The organism is Nocardioides sp. DN36 (assembly GCF_055380375.1).
The window spans coordinates 1,517,213-1,540,033 of record NZ_AP043823.1 but is presented as its reverse complement, the minus strand read 5'-3'; the positions used below and the strand labels follow the sequence as shown (position 1 = coordinate 1,540,033).

The window sequence follows — 22,821 nt, the reverse complement described above, 5'->3', positions numbered from 1 at the left end:
TGGTGTTGTGGAATTCGACGAGAGGGCCCGTGGGGCCGACGACCAGCCGACGCGCCAGCGCGTCGTCCGGTCGATCCTCGTCAACGGCCCCTCCACGGCCGCGGCGCTCGCCGAGCGCCTCGACCTCACCCCGGCCGCCGTCCGCCGCCACCTCGACCAGCTGCTCGAGGAGGGCGCCGTCGAGGCGCGCGAGCCGCGGCACCTCGCGTCCCGGGGGCGCGGCCGCCCCGCCAAGCTCTTCGCGCTCACCGAGGCGGGTCGCGACGGATTCGACCAGCAGTACGACGACCTCGCCGTCCAGGCGCTGCGCTTCCTCGCCGAGACCGGCGGGGAGCAGGCGGTGCGGGAATTCGCGGACCGTCGCGTGGCGTTCGTCGAGGAGAGGTTCCACGACGTCCAGCGCGAGCAGCCGAAGCTGTCCCCGGCCGAGGTGCTCGCGCGGGTCTTCACCGACGAGGGGTACGCCGCGTCCGTGCGCGAGCTGCCCCGCACCGGGCCGCTGAGCAGCGCGGGCGGACCCAGCGCGGGGGAGCAGCTGTGCCAGCAGCACTGCCCGGTCTCCCACGTCGCCCACGAGTTCCCCCAGCTGTGCGAGGCCGAGACCGCGGCGATCAGTCGCGTGCTCGGCAGCCACGTGCAGCGGCTGGCCACCATCGCCCACGGCGACGGGGTCTGCACCACATGCATCCCCCACACGTCTCCACCCACCGGCAAGACGAAGGAGCAGGTCACCACATGACGACCATCGACGAGCGCAACCCCGAGCTCGAGGGCATCGGTCGCTACGACTTCGGCTGGAGCGACCCCGACGTCGCCGGTGCGTCCGCGCAGCGCGGTCTCAACGAGGCCGTCGTGCGCGACATCTCGGGCAAGAAGAACGAGCCGCAGTGGATGCTCGACCTGCGCCTGAAGGGGCTGAAGCTCTTCGGCCGCAAGCCGATGCCGACCTGGGGCTCGGACCTCTCCACGATCGACTTCGACAACATCAAGTACTTCGTCCGGTCGACGGAGAAGCAGGCGACCTCGTGGGAGGAGCTCCCCGAGGACATCAAGAACACCTACGACAAGCTCGGCATCCCCGAGGCGGAGAAGCAGCGCCTCGTGGCCGGCGTGGCGGCGCAGTACGAGTCCGAGGTCGTCTACCACCAGATCCGCGAGGACCTCGAGGAGCAGGGTGTCATCTTCCTCGACACCGACACCGCGCTGCGCGAGCACGAGGACCTCTTCAAGGAGTACTTCGGCACCGTCATCCCGGTGGGTGACAACAAGTTCGCCGCGCTGAACACCTCGGTGTGGTCCGGCGGCTCGTTCATCTACGTGCCGAAGGGTGTCCACGTCGACATCCCGCTCCAGGCCTACTTCCGGATCAACACCGAGAACATGGGCCAGTTCGAGCGGACCCTGATCATCGTCGACGAGGGCGCCTACGTGCACTACGTCGAGGGCTGCACGGCACCGATCTACAAGTCCGACTCGCTGCACTCCGCGGTCGTCGAGATCATCGTGAAGAAGGGCGGCCGCTGCCGCTACACGACCATCCAGAACTGGTCGAACAACGTCTACAACCTCGTCACCAAGCGCGCGACCTGCGAGGCCGGCGCGACGATGGAGTGGGTCGACGGCAACATCGGCTCCAAGGTGACGATGAAGTACCCCGCCGTCTACCTGATGGGCGAGCACGCCAAGGGCGAGACGCTCTCGATCGCGTTCGCCGGCGAGGGCCAGCACCAGGACGCGGGCGCCAAGATGGTGCACGCGGCGCCGTACACCTCCTCCTCGATCCTGTCGAAGTCGGTGGCCCGTGGTGGCGGCCGGACGTCGTACCGCGGCCTGATCCAGGTCAACGAGGGCGCCCACGGCTCGAAGTCCAACGTGCTGTGCGACGCGCTGCTCGTCGACCAGATCAGCCGGTCCGACACCTACCCCTACGTCGACATCCGCGAGGACGACGTGTCGATGGGCCACGAGGCCTCGGTCTCGAAGGTCTCCGACGACCAGCTCTTCTACCTGATGTCGCGCGGCATGGAGCAGGACGAGGCCATGGCGATGATCGTCCGCGGCTTCGTCGAGCCGATCGCCAAGGAGCTGCCGATGGAGTATGCCCTCGAGCTCAACCGCCTCATCGAGCTGCAGATGGAGGGCGCGGTCGGCTGACGCCGCACCGCCCCGCCGTCCCGCCCCCGGTGGTCGAGCCCGTCGAGACCACGACGCCCAGGAAAGAACTGACGAGTGACTGTGACTGACACCGCCCGCGAGAGCGTGGCCTCCTCCCTCGAGCTCGACAAGGTCGACTCGCACCTGCACCCCGAGGGCTCCTTCGAGGTGGCCGACCACCCCGTGCCCACCGGGCGCGAGGAGGTGTGGCGCTTCACGCCCCTGAAGCGGCTGCGCGAGCTGCACGCCGACGCCGACCTGTCCGGCACCCACGTCGGTGCCGAGGCGACGGCGCCCGAGGCCGTGCGCATCGAGGAGATCGACGCCGACAGCCCGCTGCGTGGCTCCAGCGGTCTGGTGCCGGTCGACCGGGTCAGCGCCCGGGTCTGGCACGAGGCGGCCCGCCGGTACGCCGTGACGGTGCCGCGCGAGACCGAGCTGGACGCCCCGGTGTTCATCGACGTCCGCGGCACCGGCATCGACACCGCCTCCTCGTCGCACGTCGTGGTCACCGCGGAGCCGCACAGCAAGGCCACCGTGGTGTTCCGGTTCATCGGCTCGGCCACCCTGGCCGACCTCACCGAGATCGTGGTCGGTGACGGGGCGCAGCTGACCGTCGTCAGCATCGACGACTGGGAGGACGACGCAGTCCACCTCGGCCACCGGCACGCGAAGGTCGGCCGGGACGCGACGTTCAAGCACGTCGACGTGTCCTTCGGCGGCAACGTGGTGCGCCACGACACGACCGCCGAGTACGCCGGCCCCGGCGGATCGGTGGAGATGCTCGGCATGTACTTCGCCGACGGCGACACCGACCACGGCGGCCAGCACATCGAGCACCGCCTCTTCGTCGACCACACCGCGCCCAACACGCGCAGCAACGTGGTCTACAAGGGCGCGCTGCAGGGCGAGGGCGCCCACACGGTCTGGATCGGCAACGTCCTGATCCGCAAGGTCGCCGAGGGCATCGAGACCTACGAGGAGAACCGCAACCTGGTGCTCACCGACGGCTGCCAGGCCGACTCGGTGCCCAACCTCGAGATCGAGACCGGCGAGATCGAGGGCGCCGGCCACGCGTCGGCGACCGGCCGCTTCGACGACGAGCAGCTGTTCTACCTGCGCTCGCGCGGCGTGGAGGAGGACGAGGCCCGACGCCTGGTCGTGCATGGCTTCTTCAACGACCTGATCCGCAAGATCGACGTCCCGGCGATCGAGGACCAGCTGCGCGAGACCGTCGAGGCCGAGCTGGCCAAGAACGTCCTCAAGGCCTTCCCGGGAAGCGCGGTCTGATGGCGTTCGAGCGCGTCTGCGCCACCGAGGAGGTCCGGGTCGACGAGGGCCTGGCCGTCCGCATCGGCGACCTCGACGTGGCGATCGCCCGCGACGGTGACGAGTTCTTCGCCGTCCAGGACCTCTGCTCGCACGCCGCCGTGGCGCTGAGCGAGGGCGAGGTGGCCGACTGCCAGATCGAGTGCTGGCTGCACGGCTCGCGCTTCGACCTGCGCACCGGCAAGCCCACCGGCCTGCCCGCGACGGAGCCCGTGACGGTGTTCCCCGTCGAGGTCCGTGAGGACGGCGTGTACGTCGACACCACCACCACCCTCAACGGCGTCCAGCCGTCCTGAACAACCCAGACTTCGATCAGACTTCGAGCAAGGAAGAGACACAGATGAGCACGCTGGAGATCAAGGACCTGCACGTCTCGGTCGACACCGAGGACGGCGCCAAGGAGATCCTCAAGGGCGTCACGCTGACCATCAAGGACGGCGAGACGCACGCGATCATGGGTCCGAACGGGTCCGGCAAGTCGACCCTGGCCTACTCGATCGCGGGTCACCCGAAGTACACCATCACCGGCGGCACGGTGACGCTCGACGGCGAGGACGTCCTCGCGATGTCCGTCGACGAGCGCGCCCGCGCCGGCCTGTTCCTCGCCATGCAGTACCCCGTCGAGGTCCCCGGCGTCTCCGTCGCGAACTTCCTGCGCACCGCCAAGACCGCGATCGACGGCGAGGCCCCCAAGCTGCGCACCTGGGTCAAGGACGTCAACAGCGCCCTCGAGCGCCTCGACCTCGACTCGACGTTCTCGCAGCGCTCGGTCAACGAGGGCTTCTCCGGTGGCGAGAAGAAGCGCCACGAGATCGCCCAGCTCGAGCTGCTCGACCCGAAGGTCGCGATCCTCGACGAGACCGACTCCGGCCTCGACATCGACGCGCTGAAGATCGTGTCCGAGGGCGTGAACCGCTTCCGCGAGCAGGAGGGCAAGGGCGTCCTGCTGATCACGCACTACACCCGCATCCTGCGCTACATCCAGCCCGACCGGGTCCACGTCTTCGTGAACGGCAAGGTCGCCGCGTCCGGCGGCTCCGAGCTGGCCGAGGAGCTCGAGGCGGAGGGGTACGACAAGTACGTCCGTCCCGCGACGGTCTGACCGGCCACACCACCCGCGCGTAGAGAGGAACACCCGATGGAAGGCCTGCTTCCGGAGCTGGAAGTCATCCGCAAGGACTTCCCGATCCTCGAGCGCGTGCTCGCGGGCGGCCACCCCCTGGTCTACCTCGACAGCGCGAACACCTCGCAGAAGCCGCAGGTGGTGATCGACACGATGGTCGACCACCTCGAGCGCCACAACGCGAACGTCGCCCGCGCCATGCACCAGCTCGGTGCCGAGGCGTCGGAGGCGTTCGAGAGCGCCCGCGACAAGGTGGCGGCGTTCATCAAGGCGCCCAGCCGCGACGAGGTGATCTTCACCAAGAACGCCTCGGAGGCGCTCAACCTGGTGGCGAACACCCTCGCGTGGGCCACCGGTGACCTCTCGATCGGGGCGGGCGACGAGGTCGTCATCACCGAGATGGAGCACCACTCCAACATCGTGCCGTGGCAGCTCCTCACCGAGCGCAAGGGCGCGACCCTGCGCTGGTTCGGCCTGACCGACGACGGCCGCCTCGACCTGTCGAACATCGACGAGCTCGTCAACGAGCGCACCAAGGTCGTCTCGCTGACCTGGGTCTCGAACATGCTGGGCACCATCAACCCGGTCGCCGAGATCGCGAGGCGTGCTCACGAGGTGGGCGCGATCGTCGTGGTCGACGCGTCCCAGGCCGCACCCCAGCTGCCCGTGGACGTGGTCGCGTCGGGCGCTGACCTGCTGGCCTTCACAGGTCACAAGGTCGTCGGCCCCACCGGCATCGGCGTGCTCTGGGGCAGGCGCGAGGTCCTCGACCAGCTCCCACCGTTCCTCGGTGGCGGCGAGATGATCGAGACCGTCCGCATGGAGCGGTCGACGTACGCCCCCGTCCCGCACAAGTTCGAGGCCGGGACACCGCCGATCGTCGAGGCCGTCGGTCTCGGTGCCGCGGTCGACTACCTCGGTGCCGTGGGCATGGAGGCGGTGCACGCGCACGAGCAGGCGGTGACGGCGTACGCCCTCGAGGGGCTCGCGACCGTGCCCGGGCTGACCGTGCTCGGCCCGCTCGACGCCACCCAGCGCGGCGGGGCGATCTCCTTCGAGATCGAGGGCGTGCACCCGCACGACGTCGCCCAGGTGCTCGACTCGCGCGGCATCGCCGTGCGCGCCGGTCACCACTGCGCGAAGCCGGCGCACGCGCGGTTCGGGGTGCAGAGCTCCACGCGGATGTCGTCGTACCTCTACACCACGCCGGGAGAGATCGACGCCCTCGTGGAGGGTCTCGAGTACACCCGTTCCTACTTCAAGCTGGGGTGACCGTGACGAGCCAGGATCTGGATGCGCTCTACCAGGAGATCATCCTCGACCACTACAAGAACCCTCACCACAAGGGCCTGCGCGACCCCTTCGAGGCCGAGGTACACCACGTCAACCCGACGTGCGGCGACGAGGTGACCCTGCGGGTGCACCTCGACGGTGACGTCGTCGGCGACGTGTCGTACGACGCCGTCGGGTGCTCGATCTCGCAGGCGTCGGCCTCGGTGATGACCGACCTCGTCATCGGCAAGAAGGTGGACGAGGCGTTGGCCATCCACCAGGAGTTCCTGACGCTGATGCAGGGCAAGGGCACCGTCGAGCCGGACGAGGACGTGCTGGAGGACGGCATCGCCTTCGCCGGTGTCGCGAAGTTCCCGGCGCGCGTGAAGTGCGCGCTGCTGGGCTGGATGGCCTGGAAGGACGCCACGGCCGCCGCTTCGGTGGCCGACGGCGCCGAGACCGCCGAGACCAAGGAGAGCAACTGATGACCGACCAGTCCGTCGACCACGCGGTCGACCACCCCGTGGATCACGGTGACCTGCCCGAGGTGCCCGAGGCCACGACCGGCGGCGGCACGTCGTCCGTCTCGGTCGAGGACGTCACCGAGGCGATGAAGGACGTCGTCGACCCCGAGCTCGGCATCAACGTCGTCGACCTCGGCCTCGTCTACGACGTCCACCTCGACGAGTCGTCCAACTGCGTCCTGGACATGACGCTCACCTCGGCCGCGTGCCCGCTGACCGACGTGATCCAGGACCAGACCAACAGCGCCCTCGAGGGCCTGGTCAACGACGTGGTGATCAACTGGGTCTGGATGCCGCCGTGGGGCCCGGACAAGATCACCGAGGACGGCCGCGAGCAGCTGCGGGCGCTCGGCTTCAACGTCTGAGGCGCGACCCCGCGAGGGACGAGCGGGGTTGCGAGCCGAAGTGGTCGAGGGAGCCCCGCGCCTGAGCTTGCGAGGCCGCGACGGGCGGCTCGAGACCTGAGTGCGACCCCGCGAGGGACGAGCGGGGTTGCCGGTAGTCCCTGACAGGACGACCTGTCCGCCTCGCTCCGGCCGTCGGCTAGCGTCGACCCGTGCCCGTCGTCCTCGTCCCCGCCGCCCGGATCGAGCGGTGGGTCCTCAACTTCAACGGCCGCCACGGCACGACCGGGCTGGCCGTCGCCGACGGTGCGCTGACCGGCGCGGCCTCGGACGGCTCGACGTTCAGGGCCCGGCTGCCGTTCGAGGGGCGGTACGCCGGCCTCCCGGACGCCTCCGGGTTCGCGGCGGCGGCGCGGGAGCTGCCGGACGACTGGGGCGTGCTCCTGGTCCGCAAGGGCGGCTTCGCCGTCGCCCGGCTGGCGGGGGAGGAGGTCGTGGACTCCAAGGTCGGCCAGCGCCACGTCCAGGGCCGGACCAAGGCGGGCGGTCAGAGCCAGCAGCGGTTCGCCCGCCGCAGGGACAACCAGGCCCGGCAGGCCTACGAGGCGGCCGCCGAGCACGCCGCCCGGATCCTGGGCGGGCTCGCGGGGCCGCTGGTCGCGGGCGGCGACCGGGCCGCGGTCGACGAGGTGCTGGAGGACCCGCGACTCAGGAAGCTGCACCCGGTCGAGCCGTGGCTCCCCGTGCCCGACCCGCGCCGCAGCGTCCTCGAGGCCGCGATCGGTGACGCGTCGGCGATCCGCGTCGATGTCACGAACGCAGGCGCCTCCAGCACCTAGCGTGGACGGTGTGACGCACCCGATCGAGATCGCCGGACTCGTCAAGACCTTCGGCAACACCCGGGCGCTCGACGGCCTCGACCTCGTCGTCGAGCAGGGCCAGATCCACGGATTCCTCGGCCCGAACGGATCGGGGAAGTCCACCACGATCCGGGTGCTGCTCGGCATGCTCCGCAAGGACGCGGGCGAGGTCCGGTTGTTCGGCCGGGATCCCTGGCGGGACGCCGCCGAGCTGCACCGTCGGCTGGCCTACGTCCCCGGAGACGTGAACCTGTGGCCCAACCTCACCGGCGGTGAGGTCATCGACCTGCTCGGACGGCTGCGCGGCGGTGTCGACGCGAGGCGTCGGGACGAGCTCGTCGAGCGGTTCGAGCTGGACCCGACGAAGAAGGGCCGCAGCTACTCGAAGGGCAACCGGCAGAAGGTCGCCCTCGTGGCCGCCCTCGCCTCCGACGTGGAGCTGCTGGTGCTCGACGAGCCGACCTCGGGGCTGGACCCGCTCATGGAGTCGGTCTTCCAGGAGCACGTCGACGCGTTCCGCGACAGCGGGCACACCGTGCTGCTCTCCAGCCACATCCTCGCCGAGGTGGAGGAGCTCTGCGACCGGGTCAGCATCATCCGGGCGGGACGGACCGTCGAGACGGGCACGCTGGGGGACCTGCGCCACCTGACGCGCACCTCGGTGCACGCCGAGCTCCGTGAGGCACCGGTCGGCCTGGACACGATGCCCGGCATCCACGACCTCGCGGTCGACGGGACCCGCGCCCGGTTCGAGGTCGACACCGCCGAGCTCGACCACGCGCTGGCGGTGCTGCTGCGGTACGGCGTCCGGTCCCTCGCCAGCCAGCCGCCGACCCTGGAGGAGCTCTTCCTGCGCCACTACGGCGACGACCTGTCGGCCGGGGCAGGTGCCGAGGAAGTGCCCCGGGGCAGCGCGCGATGACGGGAGCGCGGGTCTTCCTGCAGACGTTCCTGCGCCGGGACCGGTGGATGCTCGTGGCCTGGTCGCTCGGAGTCGTGCTGCTCTACTACAGCCAGGCGGTGAGCGTCGACGGCCTCTACACCAGCCAGGCAGAGTTCGACCGGGCCGCGGAGACCATGGGCCACAACGCGGCGTTCGTCGCGATGGCCGGCCCGGCCCGGGCGCTCAACACGATCGGGGGACAGGTCACCTGGCAGGCCGCGGCCTTCGGCGCCCTCGTGGCGGGGCTGATGAGCATGTTCCTGGTCGGCCGGCACACCCGCGCCGAGGAGGAGAGCGGACGCGACGAGCTGCTGCGCGCCGCGGCCGTGGGGAGGCACGCCCCCATGACGGCCGCGCTGGCCGTCAGCCTGGCCGCGAACGCGCTGCTCGGCCTGCTCGTCGCCCTGAGCCTGTGGTCCTACCCCCTGGCCGCGGCCGACTCGTTCGGCCTCGGTGCCGGCCTGATGCTGTGTGGCTGGTTCTTCACCGGGACCGCGCTGGTGGCCGCCCAGCTGACCGCGAGCACCCGGTCGATGTACGGGCTGTGCGGGGCCGTGCTCGGGCTCGCCTATGCGCTGCGGGCCGTCGGCGACGTGGGCTACCCGGTCCTGAGCTGGCTGTCCCCGATCGGGTGGTACCAGGCCATGCACGCGTTCTCCGGCCTGCGCTGGTGGCCGGGACTGCTGCTGCTCGCGGGGACCGCGGCGACCACGGCCGCGGCGTACGCGCTCTTCGACCGGCGCGACGTCGGATCGGGTCTGCTGGCGGCGCGGCCGGGGCCGGCGCGCGCCGGCCCCGGTCTCCGCGGCGCGCTCGGGCTCGCCTGGCGCCTGCAGCGCGGCGCGGTCGTCGGCTGGACGGCGGGAGTGCTGTTCGTGGGGCTCGCGTACGGCGCGATCGGCAACGACGTGGGTGACCTGATGGGCGACTCCCAGGCCTCCCGGGACCTGTTCGCTCAGGCGGGCACGGACCTCGTGGACGGCTTCTACGCGACCGCGTGCCTGATGCTCGCGCTCCTCGCCAGCGGCTTCGCGATCTCCAGCGCCCTGCGCCCGCGGACCGAGGAGGACGACGGCCGCGTGGAGGACCTCCTGGCCACCGCCCTGCCCCGCCGGCGCTGGCTGCTGGGCCACACGGCCGTCACCGTGGCCGGGTCGGGCTCGGTGGCGGTCGGGGCCGCGATCGGGCTGGGGCTCGGCTACGCGACCGTGACCGGCGACGCGGGCACGGCCGTGCGGCTCTCGGTCCCGGTGCTCGGCTACCTGCCCGCGGTCCTGGTGCTCAGCGGCACGGCCCGGCTGCTGTACGGCGTGAGCCCGCGCGCCGCGCCGCTGGCCTGGCTGCCGCTGGTGGTCGCGGTCGTGGTGATGTTCTTCGGTGAGCTGCTCCGGCTCCCGCAGTGGATCCAGGACCTCTCGCCCTTCGAGCACCTCGCCCTGGTGCCGGCCGAGAGCTTCCGCTGGGCGCCGTTCCTGGCCCTCGCGGCACTGGCACTCGCGCTGAGCCTGGCTGGACAGGTGGCCTTCGTGCGCCGCGACATCCGCTGAATCCGGCGTCGGCGGTGTCAGGATGGCAGCATGTGGCAGCCCGAAGCGGGGTGGCACCCCCTGCCCGGCGGGTCCGGCCCGTCGACCCTGGGCGTCTGGCGCGCCGTCCTGGGTGACCAGGCCGTCGTTGTGAAGCGCCTCGCAGCGCCCCGGGAGCACGACCCCGCGGAGCTCTCGGACCCTCGGCACTTCGCCTACTGGCGGCGCGCGGCCGACGTCGCGCTCTCGGGCCTCGTCGACAGCAGTCCCGGGCTCCGTGCGCCGCTCACGGCGGTGGAGGAGGACGTCGACGGGATCACCCTGACCCAGGCCTGGGTCGAGGACACCGCCAACAGCGGCCTGTTCGCCGCGCACGCCCTCGGGCGGTTCGCCGGCGCGCGGCTGGGCGGCTCCACGTGGCTGGCGCGCGACCAGCTGCGGGACCGGATGTCCCGGGTCGAGCGTCGTGGCGGCTGGCCCACGCTGGCCCGGACCACTGTCGCGGACGTCGCCGACCACCTCTGGCGCAGGCGCGAGGCCTGGCTGGGGGCGGTCGATCTGCTGCCCCAGGTGCCGCAGCACGGGGACCCGGTGCCCGCGAACCTGCCGGGCCGCGACGGTGACGAGGTGGTGGCCGTCGACTGGGGCACCCTCGGCTACGGGCCGGTCGGCGCCGACCTCGGCTACTACCTGCTGTCCGCCCGCGAGGAGTTCGAGCCGTTGCTCGACGCCTACCTGCTGGGGCTCCCGGACGGCCTGGCGGACCGGGACGACGCGGCCCTCGGCGCCCGCGTGACCGCGGTCTACACGGTGCTCAACCGGGCCGAGTGGGCGCTCGCCCGGGTCGCCGGGGGAGAGGGAGCACTGGCCGCGAAGTACCGGCACCCGGCGGTGGCCCCCCACCTGCGCGCCCTCCAGCGGCAGTTCCCGCTGATCGAGGCGATGCTCGCGGGCTGACCGTCGTCGCGGGCCGCGTGGCCCGGGCTCAGAGGTTGTCGGTGGCGAACGTGTCGCAGGCGTCCAGGCTGCCCTGGGAGAAGCCCGTCCGGAACCACCTCACCCGCGAGGCCGCCGAGCCGTGCGTCCACTGCTCGGGGTTCACCCGGCCGCCGGTCTCCTGCTGGATCCGGTCGTCGCCGACGGCGGTCGCCGCGGCGATGGCCTGCTGGATGTCGGCGTCGGTGAGGGACGAGAACAGCGGTTCCCCGGTGGCGTCGTCGGTCGTCGTGGCGCTCTTGGCCCACATCCCCGCGTAGCAGTCGGCCTGCAGCTCCAGGCGCACCGAGTCGCTCTGCGGGCCCTGCTGGGTCTTCACACGACCCATCGTGCCGAGCAGGTTCTGGATGTGGTGGCCGTACTCGTGCGCCAGCACGTAGGGCTCGACGAACGCGCCGCTGGGACCGTCGAGCTGCTTCTCGAGCACGGCGTCGAAGAAGGTGGTGTCCAGGTAGATCGTCCGGTCCACCGGGCAGTAGAACGGCCCCACCTCGGAGGTCGCCTGGCCGCATCCGGTGCCGACGGCGTCGGTGAACGTCTCCACCTGCTTCTCGGGGCGGAAGTCGGTGCTCGACTGGTCCGGCAGGGTGGCCGACCAGTAGGCGTAGAGCGAGTTCTCGACCGCCACCCGGGCACAGTCCGCGCTCTCGTTGGCGTCCGCGCCGGTCTTGCACCCGTCGTACCGCCCGGTGTCGGCCATCCGGCTGCTGTCGAGGTCGCCGCCGCCACCCGAGGGGAGGCCGGCGCCCCCGTCGCCCAGGCACTGGGTGAGCACGATGAAGAGCACGACGATGATCACGCCGCCGATGCCGCCCCCGGCCTTCATGCCACCCGGGATCGGGATGGCGCCACCGCCTCCGCCGAGCCCGCCGCCGCGTCGTCCGCGGCCGGCGTCGCCCATCCGGCTGGTGTCGAGGCGAGCCTTGGGGTTGAAGCGCATGGGGGTGACCTTCCGCGGGAGTGCTGACGGCCCGGCTCGTACCCCGTTCGAGGGGTGGGCAACCAGGCGTCCCGATATGACCGGGACCCCCGGCCGAACCTAGACTAGCCAGCCTCATGATCACCGCTCACCAGCTCGAGGTCCGTGCCGGCGCGCGGCTCCTCATGGAGAACGTCAGCTTCCGGGTCGCCGCCGGCGACAAGGTCGGGCTGGTGGGCCGCAACGGCGCCGGCAAGACCACCCTCACCAAGATCCTCGCGGGCGAGGCGCTGCCGGCCTCGGGCTCGGTCCAGGCCACCGGCGAGGTGGGCTACCTGCCGCAGGACCCCCGGATCGGCGACCCCGAGGTGCTCGCGCGCGACCGGATCCTGTCCGCCCGCGGGCTCGACGACGTCGTACGCCGCCTCCGCGAGGCCGAGGCCCAGATGGGCAGCGACGACCCGGACGTCAGCGAGCGGGCGATGAAGCGCTACGCGCGCGCCGACGCCGAGCTGCACGCCGGAGGCGGGTACGCCGCGGAGTCCGAGGCCGCCCAGATCGCCAGCAGCCTCGGCATCGAGGACCGGATCCTCGGTCAGCAGCTCAAGACGCTCTCCGGTGGCCAGCGCCGACGGGTCGAGCTCGCGCGCATCCTCTTCTCCGGCGCGGACACGCTGCTTCTCGACGAGCCCACCAACCACCTCGACGCCGACTCCATCGTGTGGCTGCGGGAGTTCCTCAAGTCCCACAAGGGCGGCCTGATCGTGATCAGCCACGACAACGAGCTGCTCGAGACCACGGTCAACAAGGTGCTCCACCTCGATGCCAACCGTGGCGTCATCGACGTCTACAACATGGGCTGGAAGGCCTACCTCACGCAGCGCGAGACCGACGAGCGCCGTCGCAAGCGCGAGCGGGCGAACGCCGAGAGCAAGGCCAAGACCCTCACCGACCAGGCCAACAAGATGCGCGCCAAGGCGAGCAAGGCCACCGCGGCGCAGTCGATGCTGAAGCGCGCCGAGAAGATGATGGCCGGCGTCGAGGGGGAGCGTCGGGCCGACAAGGTGGCCCGGATCAAGTTCCCTGCCCCGGCAGCCTGCGGCAAGACGCCGCTCACCGCCAGCGAGCTCTCGAAGTCCTACGGCTCCCTGGAGGTGTTCACCGACGTCGACCTGGCCATCGACAAGGGGAGCCGGGTCGTCATCCTGGGCCTCAACGGCGCCGGCAAGACCACCATGCTCCGGATCCTCGCCGGCGTCGACCAGCCCGACACCGGCGAGGTGATCCCGGGCCACGGGCTGAAGCTCGGCTACTACGCCCAGGAGCACGAGACCCTGGACACCGGCCGCACGGTGCTGGAGAACATGCAGAGCGCCGCGCCGCAGCTGACCGACACCGAGGCGCGCAGCGTGCTGGGGTCGTTCCTGTTCTCCGGTGACGACGCCAACAAGCCTGCCGGCGTGCTGTCGGGTGGCGAGAAGACCCGGCTGGCGCTGGCCAGCCTGGTCGTCTCGAGCGCCAACGTGCTGCTGCTCGACGAGCCGACCAACAACCTCGACCCGGCCTCCCGCGAGGAGGTGCTGGCGGCGATCCGCACCTACGAGGGCGCGATCATCCTGGTCACCCACGACGAGGGCGCGGTCCGTGCGCTCGAGCCGGACCGGGTGCTGCTGCTGCCCGACGGTGACGAGGACCTCTGGAACGACGACTACGCCGACCTGGTCTCGCTGGCCTGACCGGGTGCCCGACGGGCCGCCCGGCCGGGCGACCGGGGTCGTCGGAGCCGTCGGGGCCGTCGGCGGGCGCACCTAGACTCCGGTCATGACCCCTGAGGCCCTCTCCGCGGTCGGGCTGCGCTTCGAGCAGACCGGCCCCGTCGCCACCATCACCCTCGACCGACCGCAGGTCCGCAACGCGCAGACGCCGGCCATGTGGCGCGCGCTGGCCGAGCTCGGCGCACAGCTGCCGGACGAGACCCGGGTGGTGGTCCTCCGGGGCGCGGGCCAGAGCTTCTCGGCCGGGCTGGACCGCAGCATGCTCGAGCCGGGCGGGGCTCCGGTCGGGGTCGAGACCGTCGCCGACCTGCTCACGATGAGCGACGAGCAGATGTCCGCGACCATCGACGACTACCAACGGGGCTTCACCTTCCTGCGCGACCCGCGCTTCATCTCCGTCGCCGCCGTCCAGGGGCACGCGGTGGGCGCGGGCTTCCAGCTGGCGCTGGCCTGCGACCTGCGCGTCCTCGCCGACGACGCCCAGCTGTGCATGAAGGAGTCGGCGCTCGGGCTGGTCCCGGACCTGACGGGAACAAAGCCGCTGGTCGAGAGCGTTGGCTACGCCAGGGCGCTGGAGATCTGCGTGACGGCCCGGATGGTCGGGGCGGCGGAGGCCGTCGACATCGGGCTGGCCCTCGCGGCCGTCCCCGCCGAGGAGCTGGACGGATGCGTCGCAGACCTCGTGGGCGCCCTGACCGCACCGATGCCCGGTGTGGTCACCGAGACCAAGGCGCTGCTCCTCGGAGCGGCGCAGCGAGACCTCGAGGAGCAGCGTCGCCTGGAGCGTGAGGCCCAGGTGAGGCGGTTCCGGGAGGTGGCCCGCGTGCTGGCGGGCCGGTGAGGAGAGAACGTGTCGGGGATGCACGGAGCCGGCGCCGCGTGGCGCCACCTGCGGTCTGACCGCAGCGTCGTCAACAACCGCATCGAGCGCGGCACCGTCCGCCGGGTGCTCGGTTTCGCGCGTCCGCACCGCCGCCTGATCGCGTCGTTCCTGACGCTCACGGTCATCGACGCCGGGCTGGTCGTGGTCAACCCGCTGCTGGTGCAGCGGATCATCGACGACGGCATCCTGGGCAAGGACACCGGACTGGTCACCGTCCTGGCCCTCGTGATGGCCCTGGTCGCGCTGGTGAGCGCGCTGCTGACGGTGGGGGAGGGCTGGCTCTCCTCCCGGATCGGCGAGGGGCTGATCTTCGACCTCCGCACCCGCGTCTTCGGGCACGTGCAACGGCAGTCCCTGGCCTTCTTCACCCGCACCCAGACCGGGGCCCTGGTCTCCCGGCTCAACAACGACGTGATCGGCGCCCAGCGAGCGTTCACCTCGACGCTGTCCAGCACGGTCGCGAACACGATCTCCGTCTTCGTGGTCGGGGCCGCGATGCTGGCGCTGAGCTGGCAGGTCACCCTGCTCTGCCTCGCGCTGTTCCCGCTGCTGTTCCTGATCAGCCGGCTCGTCAGCGGTCGGCTGGCCGGCCTGACCCGCCAGCAGATGGACGGCAACGCCGACCTCGGCAACGCCATGACCGAGCGGTTCAACGTCGGCGGCGCGATGCTGCTCAAGCTCTTCGGTCGCCGCTCCGAGGAGGACGCGGTGTTCGCCGCGAAGGCGGCGACCGTGCGCGACCTCGGGATCCGGATCTCGCTGATCACGCGCATCTTCGCCGCCTCGATGATGGCGGTGCCCGCGCTGGCCACGGCCCTCGTCTACGGCGTGGGCGGTCACCTCGCCGTCGACAACGCGCTCACCGTCGGCACCCTGACCGCCCTGGCCACGCTGCTGCTCCGGCTGATCGGCCCCCTGCAGGGTCTCTCGAACGTCCGCATCGACGTGATGACCGCGCTGGTCAGCTTCGAGCGGGTCTTCGAGGTCCTCGACCTCCCGTCCCTGATCCAGGAGAAGCCCGACGCCGTCGAGCTGCCCCGCGGCGCCTCGAGCCTGGAGTTCGACCACGTCGCCTTCAGCTACCCGCGGGCCGACGCGATTTCGCTGGCCTCGTTGGAGGTGGTGGCCCGACAGGAGTCCCGGGAGAGCGGCCCGGTCCTGACCGACATCGGCTTCGTCGCCGAGCCGGGGCAGATGATCGCGCTCGTGGGCCCCTCCGGTGCCGGCAAGACCACCGTCACCCACCTCGTGGCCCGCCTGTACGACGTCGACTCCGGCACGGTCCGGGTCGGCGGCCACGACGTCCGCGACGTCACCCTGCAGTCCCTGGAGGACACGGTCGGCTACGTCACCCAGGACGCCCACATGTTCCACGACACGATCCGCGCCAACCTGCTCTACGCGCGCCCGGGCGCCTCCGACGAGGAGGTCTGGGCCGCCCTCGAGGCCGCCCAGATCGCGCCGCTCGTGCAGGCGCTGCCCGACGGTCTCGACACGGTGGTCGGCGACCGCGGCTACCGGCTCTCCGGCGGCGAGCGCCAGCGGCTCGCGATCGCGCGGCTGCTGCTCAAGGCGCCGGCCATCGTCGTCCTCGACGAGGCGACCGCCCACCTCGACAGCGAGTCCGAGGCGGCCGTGCAGCGGGCCCTCGACGCGGCCCTCGAGGGGCGCACGTCGCTGGTGATCGCGCACCGCCTCTCCACCGTGCGCAACGCCGACCGGATCTTGGTGCTCGAGTCGGGCCGCATCATCCAGTCCGGCACGCACGCGCAGCTGCTCGCCCAGGGCGGCCTGTACGCCGACCTCTACCGCACCCAGTTCATCGAGGACGTCCCGGTCGCCTGAGCCCGGCCCCCGGCCGGCCCGGGACGCTCAGCGGCGTCCGGCGGGACGGTCGCGCGTCTCCTTCTGGCGCTCGCGCTCGTACGCCGCCCGGACCGCCTGCTTCTTCGACTGCTTCGCGGCCCGCTTCTGCTTCCGCTCGGCCAGGACCTCGGCCCGCGTGGACGTCTCGCCGCGCTTGCCCGAGCGCCACTCGTCGTACATCAGGTAGAAGAACCCGAAGACCGCCAGCACGCCGAAGAACCACCACTGCAGGCCGTAGAAGAAGTGCGGCCCGTTGTCGAGCTCGGGCAGCTCGGCGCCCTCGAGGGGGTCGGCGGGCGCGGGGTCCTCGGACTTGAGGTCGACGAAGCCGCCGTACACCTCGCGGTCCAGCGTCCTGCCGATCTCCACGCTCGAGATCGCCCGCGTCGAGTGGTCGGACACCTCGGCGCTATCGGTGGCGTCGGCGCGCACCCAGCCCGTCACGGTGACCTCGCCGGACGGGGGCGAGGGGACGTCGGAGGGGTCCGTGCCCCGGTTGTCGGAGGGCATCCAGCCGCGGTCGACGAGCAGGGCGGTGCCGTCCTCGGTGACCAGGGGGACCACGACGTCGAGGCCGGACTCGCCGTCGCGGGTGCGGTAGCGGACCACCACGGTGTCCGCCTCGTCGTAGGTCCCCGTGGCGGTGACGACCCGCCACTCGTCCTGCTCGTCGACGGAGCGGTCCGGGGCGAGGACGTCGGCGACCGGGGCCGGGTCGCGAGCCTCGTTGGTCCGGATGATGGCGTTGCTCTGCTTGCGGTCGGCGAGCCGGTGGAACTGCCACTCGCCGAGCCACCAGGTGGCGTACGCCAGGAGCACCACGACGAGCGTGAAGAGCAGCCAGCGTCGCGAGAGCAGGAACCTCAGCGAGCGCACCCGTCGAGGCTATCCGGGGGGTGGGTCCGGACAGGTCGCAGGGTTCGGTGAGGTCGGACACGTAGACTCCGCAGGGTGACCGCACGCAAGCTCGAGGACCGTTACGGCAGGGTCGCGACCGACCTCCGGGTGTCGCTGACCGACCGCTGCAACCTGCGCTGCTCGTACTGCATGCCCGCGGAGGGGCTGGACTGGCTGCCCGACGACTCGGTGCTCACCGACGACGAGGTCGTGCGGCTGGTGCGGGTGGGCGTCGAGCAGCTCGGCATCCGCGAGGTCCGCTTCACCGGTGGTGAGCCGCTGGTACGCCGCGGGCTGGTCGACATCGTGCGCCGTACCCACGAGCTGGGCGTCGAGACCTCCCTGACCACGAACGCGCTGGGCCTGTCCCGCACCGCGGCGGCGCTGGCCGAGGCGGGCCTGGACCGGATCAACGTCAGCCTCGACACGGTGCGTGCGGAGACGTTCCACGAGATCACCCGGCGCGACCGGTTCGCCGACGTGGTCGCCGGTCTCGAGGCCGCCCGTGCGGCCGGGCTGGGGCCGATCAAGATCAACGCCGTGCTGCTGCGCGGCATCAACGACGACCAGGCGCCCGAGCTGCTGCGCTGGACGATCGAGCACGGCTACGAGCTGCGCTTCATCGAGCAGATGCCCCTCGACGCGCAGCACGGCTGGAGCCGCACCGGCATGGTGACCGCCGAGGAGATCTTCGGCCACCTCGAGCGCGAGTTCGTGCTGAAGCCGGTCGACGAGCCCCGGGGGAGCGCCCCGGCCGAGCTGTTCCTCGTCGACGGCGGCCCGGCCACGGTGGGTGTGATCGCGTCGGTCACGCGGCCGTTCTGCGGCGACTGCGACCGGGTCCGGCTCACCGCCGACGGCCAGGTGCGCAACTGCCTGTTCGCCCGCGAGGAGTCCGACCTGCGCGGGGCGCTGCGCTCGGGTGCCTCCGACGAGGAGATCGCCGAGCGCTGGGTGGTGGCCATGCGCGGCAAGCGCGCGGGCCACGGCATCGACGACCCGCTGTTCCTGCAGCCGGACCGCCCGATGTCCGCCATCGGGGGCTAGCGGATCCGCTGAGCGCGCTCGCGCCGTCAGTCGGCAGCGACCTCGGCGTACGGCACCACGTCCTTGAGGAACGAACGCGCACCGAGGAAGTCGGAGAGCGACTGCCGGTGCTCGTCGCAGGCCAGCCACGTCTTGCGGCGCTCGGGCGTGTGCAGCCGCGGGTTGTTCCACAGCAGCGCCCAGGCGGCGGGCGCCTGGCAGCCCTTCGCGGAGCAGGTGGGGATCTCGATCTCGGTCATGATCTCCTCACGAAATGAGACGGTGCCGGACAGCCACGGGGGAAGCCGTCCGGCACCGCTGCGAGCTGAGACGGGGGAGACCCAGCTCGCGTCGAGGATTCTGTCACGCGACGCGACGTTGTCAAATATGGTCCTGACCGGTGCGGCGCGCCGAATCCGAACCATCGGTGAGAGCGGGCCGGTCGAAACCGTGGTCCAGCAGCTCGAAGCCGTCGGATTTCGTCGCAGAATTGTTCGCCATCACCACCGCGATGTACGGCAGGATCAGCGCGCCGGCGATGAGCCACGGCCACAGCCAGTCGATCCCGGCGATCCCGGCGACGACCGCCCCGATGAAGCAGGCCGACCGGATGCTCATCGAGAGCAGGTAGCGCCGCTGCCGCGCCGCGATGTCCGCGGCCCGGCTCGACGCTGCCGTCGTGATGCGGATCGGCTCCTCGCGGTGCCGGATCGAGTCTCGGGCCATGGCCTCCATGGTACGTCGGTAGCCTGAGCCACCCACCCCTGCTCCGCCCCACGCACCTGGAGGCCACCATGACCAACCGCACCTACCGCGTCAGCGAGATCGTCGGCACCTCGCCCGACGGGATCGACCAGGCGATCCGCAACGCGATCGAGCGGGCCAGCCGGACCCTGCGGCACGTGGACTGGTTCGAGATGACCCAGGTCCGCGGCCAGGTCAAGGACGGTGCCGTGGAGCACTTCCAGGTCGGTCTCAAGGTCGGCTTCCGCCTCGAGGACGAGTGACGCGCCGTCCCGGCGTACGGCGGGTGTTTATGCCTACCCCGGGGTAATCGCTAGCGTCGTTGAACGTGAGCGAAGCCAACACTGAACCGGCCGGCCGCTCGGTCCTCGTGACCGGTGGGAACCGCGGGATCGGCCGTGCGATCGCCGAGGCCTTCGTGGCCAACGGCGACCGGGTCGCCGTGACCACGCGCAACGGAGGCGCCCCCGAGGGGGCGCTCGACGTGCGGTGCGACATCACCGACCCTGCGGCGGTGGAGGCTGCGTTCGCCGAGATCGAGGCCGCCCACGGCCCGGTCGAGGTGCTGGTCGCGAACGCCGGCATCACGGCCGACACGCTGGTCCTGCGGATGTCGGAGGACGACTGGTCCTCGGTCATCGACACGAACCTCACCGGCTCCTTCCGGCTCGCCAAGCGTGCGGCCAAGGACATGCTCCGGCTGCGGCGTGGCCGCATCATCTTCATCTCGTCCGTGGTGGGGCTGCTCGGCTCGGCCGGCCAGGTCAACTACGCCGCCTCGAAGGCCGGCCTGGTCGGCATGGCGCGCTCGCTGGCCCGCGAGCTGGGCTCCCGCTCGATCACCGCCAACGTGGTGGCGCCCGGCTTCGTCGAGACCGACATGACCGCGGTGCTCACCGACGACCAGCGCTCCGCGATCAAGACCCAGGTGCCCCTGGGCCGCTACGCCTCGCCCGACGAGATCGCCTCGGCGGTCACCTGGCTCGCCGGCGACGGCGCGGCGTACGTCACCGGGGCAGTCATCCCGGTCGACGGCGGCCTCGGCATGGGCCACTGACGGTCCCGACCAGCTCGACCAGCGGGGGCCGACCGGCTCCACCACCGAGAGGAACGACATGGGCATTCTGGACGGCAAGCGGATCCTGGTCGCAGGCGTGACGATGGACTCCTCCATCGGGTTCGCCACGGCGAAGGTGGCGCAGGAGCAGGGCGCCACGGTGCTGATCTCCAACTTCGGCCGTGCGCTCGGCATCACCAAGCGGATCGCCAAGCGGCTGCCGCAGGAGCCGGCGGTGCTCGAGCTCGACGTGACCGACCCCGAGCACCTCGAGCGGCTGCCGGAGCTGGTCCGCGAGCACGTGGACGGCCTCGACGGCGTGGTCCACTCCATCGCCTACGGCAACCCCGAGACGCTGCTGGGGGGCAAGTTCCTCGACGGCCCCTGGGAGGACGTCGCGCAGGCCGTGCAGGTCTCGGCGTACTCCCTGAAGTCGCTGGCCACCGCGTGCAAGCCGCTGATGGGGCGGGGCGGCTCGGTCGTCGGCCTGACCTTCGACGCGACGGTCGCGTGGCCGGCGTACGACTGGATGGGCGTGGCCAAGGCCGGGCTCGAGTCCTGCTCGCGCTACCTGGCCCGCGACCTCGGCCCGGACGGCATCCGGGTCAACCTGGTCTCGGCCGGGCCGCTGCGGACCCTGGCCGCCAAGGCCATCCCCGGCTTCAGCGAGCTCGAGGACATGTGGACCACCCGGGCGCCGCTCGGCTGGGACAACACCGACCAGACGCCGACCGCGCAGGCGGTCTGCGCCCTGCTCTCGGACTTCTTCCCCGCGACCACCGGCGAGATCGTGCACGTCGACGGCGGCTTCCACGCCATGGGGGCCTGAGCGCTACCGTTCGCGGGTGCCTTCCACGTCATCCGCTTCCCTGGTCGAGCTCCGGGTCCTCGAGGGGCCCAACCTGTACTTCCCCCGGGCGGCGATCAAGCTGACCCTGGACATCAGCGTCCTCGCGACCGCCTCGGAGGAGGCCGCCGCCCGGTTCGCCCGACGGATCGGGCTGCGCAACGCCCGGCCGGGGGCCCCGGACACCGGCTTCCGGCAGCGGTTCGCCGCCCGGGCCGTGGCCCGGCTGGTGCGCGCCGTGGCCCAGGAGTCGGGCACGGCCCGTCTCGCTGTCCGGGTCCGCCCGACCAGTGACCCCCACCAGCTCGTGGTGGCCTACCCCTGGCGGCACAGGGAGCGCGGGCAGGTGATGGGGCGCGCGGTGGCCGCGGTCCTCGACGCGCTGCCCGGCACCGACATCGACTCCGCGGTCAGCGAGGCGGCCGAGCGGGTCGCGGCCGCCGAGCCGGGCGCCGCGCCGCACACGATCACCCCGCGGGTGCCGGTCGTCGCCGTCACCGGCACCAACGGGAAGACCACGACGTCCCGGATGATCGCCCACATCGCCCGCACGTCCGGCAAGCTGGTCGGCTGGTCGAACACCGACGGCATCTACATCGACGGCGAGCTGGTCGAGGCCGGCGACTACTCCGGCCCCAGCGGTGCCGGGCGGGTGCTGGCCCACCCGGAGGTGCAGTTCGCGGTGACCGAGACGGCGCGCGGCGGCATCCTGCTCAAGGGGATCGGCCTGACCCGCAACGACGTCTCGGTGGTGACCAACGTGTCGGCCGACCACCTCGGGCTGCAGGGCATCGACACCGTCGACCAGCTCGCCGAGGTGAAGTCCGTCGTCCCGCAGATCACGCGCAAGGACGGCTGGGCCGTCCTCAACGCCGACGACCCGCGCGTGTTCGCGATGCGTGGCGTCATCAAGGCGCAGCCATGGGTCTTCTCCCGGGACCCCGACAGCCCCGCGATCCGCGAGGTCCTCAACGCGGGCGGCCGGGCCACCACGGTCATCGACGGCTGGGTGTCGGTGCTCGCGCCGTCCTCCGACCCGGACCCGCTGGTCGAGCTCGTCGACGTCCCGATGACCCTCGCGGGCCTGTCCCGCTTCAACGTCGAGAACACCCTGGCCGCCGCGTCGGCCGCGCTGGCGATCGGGATCCCGCGCGACGTCGTCGTCGAGGGGCTGCGCACCTTCCTGCCCGACCCCGAGCACAACCCGGGCCGGATGAACTTCTTCTCCATCGGGGAGGTCTCGGTCGTCATCGACCTCGCCCACAACGAGGCGGGTCTCGAGGCGCTGCTGGAGATCATGAACGGCGTACGCCGCCCCGGCGCCCGCCTGCTCCTCGCGCTGGGCGCGGTGGGCGACCGGCAGGACGACCTGATCGAGAAGCTCGGCGAGATCGGTGCCCGGGACAGCGACCTGATGGTGATCGCGCACAAGGACCGCTACCTGCGCGGCCGCCCGGTCGAGGAGCTCGACTCCCTCATGCGCGCCGGCGCCGAGCGGGTCGGCGTCACCGAGCTCGAGTCCTACCCCACCGAGGTGTCCGGCCTCGCCGCGCTCGTGGAGCAGGCGCAGCCCGGGGACGTGGTCGCGCTGATGTGCCACGCGGAGCGCGAGGCGGTGTACTCCTGGATCGCCGAGCACGGCGGCACCGCGGACGGTCCCGAGACGCTGGTGGCCAAGGTGCGGGCAGCGTCGCAGGACTCCCCGGCTGGCCGGTGACTCCTGTGCTTGTCGACCG

Annotated in this window: 24 protein-coding genes; 20 read left to right on the top strand and 4 right to left on the bottom strand. The window is 71.6% G+C overall.

The window, feature by feature from the left end:
• Window positions 1–7: 7 nt before the first annotated feature.
• From ACZ43H_RS08355 to ACZ43H_RS08300, 12 genes are all read left to right on the top strand, one after another.
• Window positions 8–739 (top strand): helix-turn-helix transcriptional regulator, encoded by a 732-nt coding sequence (locus ACZ43H_RS08355; RefSeq protein WP_464589302.1) that lies wholly within the window; start codon window positions 8–10, stop codon window positions 737–739.
• Window positions 682–2,154, top strand: coding sequence for a Fe-S cluster assembly protein SufB (gene sufB / locus ACZ43H_RS08350; protein ID WP_464589300.1), 1,473 nt, complete (start codon window positions 682–684; stop codon window positions 2,152–2,154). Before ACZ43H_RS08355 ends, sufB begins: the two co-directional genes overlap by 58 nt.
• A gap of 75 nt (window positions 2,155–2,229) precedes the next feature.
• Entirely contained in the window at window positions 2,230–3,444 is a 1,215-nt protein-coding gene (gene sufD, locus ACZ43H_RS08345; protein ID WP_464589299.1) for a Fe-S cluster assembly protein SufD, read from the top strand.
• A complete protein-coding gene (locus ACZ43H_RS08340) occupies window positions 3,444–3,779 on the top strand; it encodes a non-heme iron oxygenase ferredoxin subunit (protein WP_464589298.1) in 336 nt (111 codons plus the stop codon). Before sufD ends, ACZ43H_RS08340 begins: the two co-directional genes overlap by 1 nt.
• Window positions 3,780–3,823: 44 nt before the next feature.
• Complete coding sequence (gene sufC, locus ACZ43H_RS08335) at window positions 3,824–4,585, top strand: Fe-S cluster assembly ATPase SufC (protein ID WP_464589296.1); 762 nt, start codon at window positions 3,824–3,826, stop codon at window positions 4,583–4,585.
• Between the two features lie 36 nt (window positions 4,586–4,621).
• Window positions 4,622–5,878 carry a cysteine desulfurase gene (locus ACZ43H_RS08330; RefSeq protein ID WP_464589295.1) on the top strand — a complete coding sequence of 419 codons (1,257 nt, stop codon included), beginning with the start codon at window positions 4,622–4,624 and terminating at the stop codon, window positions 5,876–5,878.
• 2 nt (window positions 5,879–5,880) lie between these two features.
• Window positions 5,881–6,363 (top strand): Fe-S cluster assembly sulfur transfer protein SufU, encoded by a 483-nt coding sequence (sufU, locus tag ACZ43H_RS08325; protein WP_464589293.1) that lies wholly within the window; start codon window positions 5,881–5,883, stop codon window positions 6,361–6,363.
• 125 nt (window positions 6,364–6,488) lie between these two features.
• Window positions 6,489–6,767, top strand: a complete 279-nt coding sequence (locus tag ACZ43H_RS08320; RefSeq protein ID WP_464590771.1) for a metal-sulfur cluster assembly factor — start codon at window positions 6,489–6,491, stop codon at window positions 6,765–6,767.
• Window positions 6,768–6,958: 191 nt separating this feature from the next.
• Window positions 6,959–7,585, top strand: a complete 627-nt coding sequence (locus tag ACZ43H_RS08315) for an acVLRF1 family peptidyl-tRNA hydrolase (protein ID WP_464589291.1) — start codon at window positions 6,959–6,961, stop codon at window positions 7,583–7,585.
• 10 nt (window positions 7,586–7,595) lie between these two features.
• Window positions 7,596–8,528, top strand: coding sequence for an ABC transporter ATP-binding protein (locus ACZ43H_RS08310; RefSeq protein WP_464589289.1), 933 nt, complete (start codon window positions 7,596–7,598; stop codon window positions 8,526–8,528).
• Window positions 8,525–10,096: an ABC transporter permease gene (locus ACZ43H_RS08305; RefSeq protein WP_464589288.1), complete on the top strand. Its 1,572-nt coding sequence runs from the start codon at window positions 8,525–8,527 to the stop codon at window positions 10,094–10,096. The genes ACZ43H_RS08310 and ACZ43H_RS08305 overlap by 4 nt, the downstream gene beginning before the upstream one ends.
• A gap of 30 nt (window positions 10,097–10,126) precedes the next feature.
• Window positions 10,127–11,032, top strand: coding sequence for a phosphotransferase (locus ACZ43H_RS08300; RefSeq protein WP_464589286.1), 906 nt, complete (start codon window positions 10,127–10,129; stop codon window positions 11,030–11,032).
• Between the two features lie 28 nt (window positions 11,033–11,060).
• On the opposite strand, the gene ypfJ is transcribed toward ACZ43H_RS08300, so the two are convergent.
• On the bottom strand, window positions 11,061–12,011 hold the full coding sequence (gene ypfJ, locus ACZ43H_RS08295) for a KPN_02809 family neutral zinc metallopeptidase (protein WP_464589284.1): 951 nt from the start codon (window positions 12,009–12,011) through the stop codon (window positions 11,061–11,063).
• A 116-nt stretch (window positions 12,012–12,127) separates the two neighbouring features.
• Here ypfJ and ACZ43H_RS08290 point away from each other — a divergent pair, with 116 nt between their 5' ends.
• The 3 genes from ACZ43H_RS08290 (at window position 12,128) to ACZ43H_RS08280 (ending at window position 16,493) form a co-directional block, all read left to right on the top strand.
• Window positions 12,128–13,726 (top strand): ABC-F family ATP-binding cassette domain-containing protein, encoded by a 1,599-nt coding sequence (locus tag ACZ43H_RS08290; protein ID WP_464589282.1) that lies wholly within the window; start codon window positions 12,128–12,130, stop codon window positions 13,724–13,726.
• A gap of 85 nt (window positions 13,727–13,811) precedes the next feature.
• Window positions 13,812–14,606: an enoyl-CoA hydratase/isomerase family protein gene (locus ACZ43H_RS08285; RefSeq protein WP_464589281.1), complete on the top strand. Its 795-nt coding sequence runs from the start codon at window positions 13,812–13,814 to the stop codon at window positions 14,604–14,606.
• 18 nt (window positions 14,607–14,624) lie between these two features.
• A complete protein-coding gene (locus ACZ43H_RS08280) occupies window positions 14,625–16,493 on the top strand; it encodes an ABC transporter ATP-binding protein (protein ID WP_464590769.1) in 1,869 nt (622 codons plus the stop codon).
• 27 nt (window positions 16,494–16,520) lie between these two features.
• Here ACZ43H_RS08280 and ACZ43H_RS08275 read toward each other — a convergent pair whose 3' ends face one another.
• Window positions 16,521–17,390, bottom strand: coding sequence for an SURF1 family cytochrome oxidase biogenesis protein (locus tag ACZ43H_RS08275; protein WP_464589280.1), 870 nt, complete (start codon window positions 17,388–17,390; stop codon window positions 16,521–16,523).
• A gap of 75 nt (window positions 17,391–17,465) precedes the next feature.
• Between ACZ43H_RS08275 and moaA the strand changes: the two genes are divergently transcribed.
• Complete coding sequence (gene moaA / locus ACZ43H_RS08270; RefSeq protein ID WP_464589278.1) at window positions 17,466–18,458, top strand: GTP 3',8-cyclase MoaA; 993 nt, start codon at window positions 17,466–17,468, stop codon at window positions 18,456–18,458.
• Window positions 18,459–18,484: 26 nt separating this feature from the next.
• On the opposite strand, the gene ACZ43H_RS08265 is transcribed toward moaA, so the two are convergent.
• Together ACZ43H_RS08265 and ACZ43H_RS08260 are read right to left on the bottom strand one after the other, a co-directional pair.
• Window positions 18,485–18,697 carry an acetone carboxylase gene (locus ACZ43H_RS08265; RefSeq protein ID WP_464589277.1) on the bottom strand — a complete coding sequence of 71 codons (213 nt, stop codon included), beginning with the start codon at window positions 18,695–18,697 and terminating at the stop codon, window positions 18,485–18,487.
• A gap of 121 nt (window positions 18,698–18,818) precedes the next feature.
• On the bottom strand, window positions 18,819–19,163 hold the full coding sequence (locus ACZ43H_RS08260; RefSeq protein ID WP_464589276.1) for a DUF3099 domain-containing protein: 345 nt from the start codon (window positions 19,161–19,163) through the stop codon (window positions 18,819–18,821).
• 68 nt (window positions 19,164–19,231) lie between these two features.
• Between ACZ43H_RS08260 and ACZ43H_RS08255 the strand changes: the two genes are divergently transcribed.
• From ACZ43H_RS08255 to ACZ43H_RS08240, 4 genes are all read left to right on the top strand, one after another.
• Entirely contained in the window at window positions 19,232–19,444 is a 213-nt protein-coding gene (locus ACZ43H_RS08255; RefSeq protein ID WP_464589274.1) for a dodecin, read from the top strand.
• A 65-nt stretch (window positions 19,445–19,509) separates the two neighbouring features.
• Entirely contained in the window at window positions 19,510–20,238 is a 729-nt protein-coding gene (gene fabG, locus ACZ43H_RS08250; protein ID WP_464589273.1) for a 3-oxoacyl-ACP reductase FabG, read from the top strand.
• Between the two features lie 58 nt (window positions 20,239–20,296).
• Complete coding sequence (gene fabI, locus ACZ43H_RS08245; protein ID WP_464589272.1) at window positions 20,297–21,067, top strand: enoyl-ACP reductase FabI; 771 nt, start codon at window positions 20,297–20,299, stop codon at window positions 21,065–21,067.
• A 16-nt stretch (window positions 21,068–21,083) separates the two neighbouring features.
• Window positions 21,084–22,802 carry a Mur ligase family protein gene (locus tag ACZ43H_RS08240; RefSeq protein WP_464589271.1) on the top strand — a complete coding sequence of 573 codons (1,719 nt, stop codon included), beginning with the start codon at window positions 21,084–21,086 and terminating at the stop codon, window positions 22,800–22,802.
• Window positions 22,803–22,821: the final 19 nt, after the last annotated feature.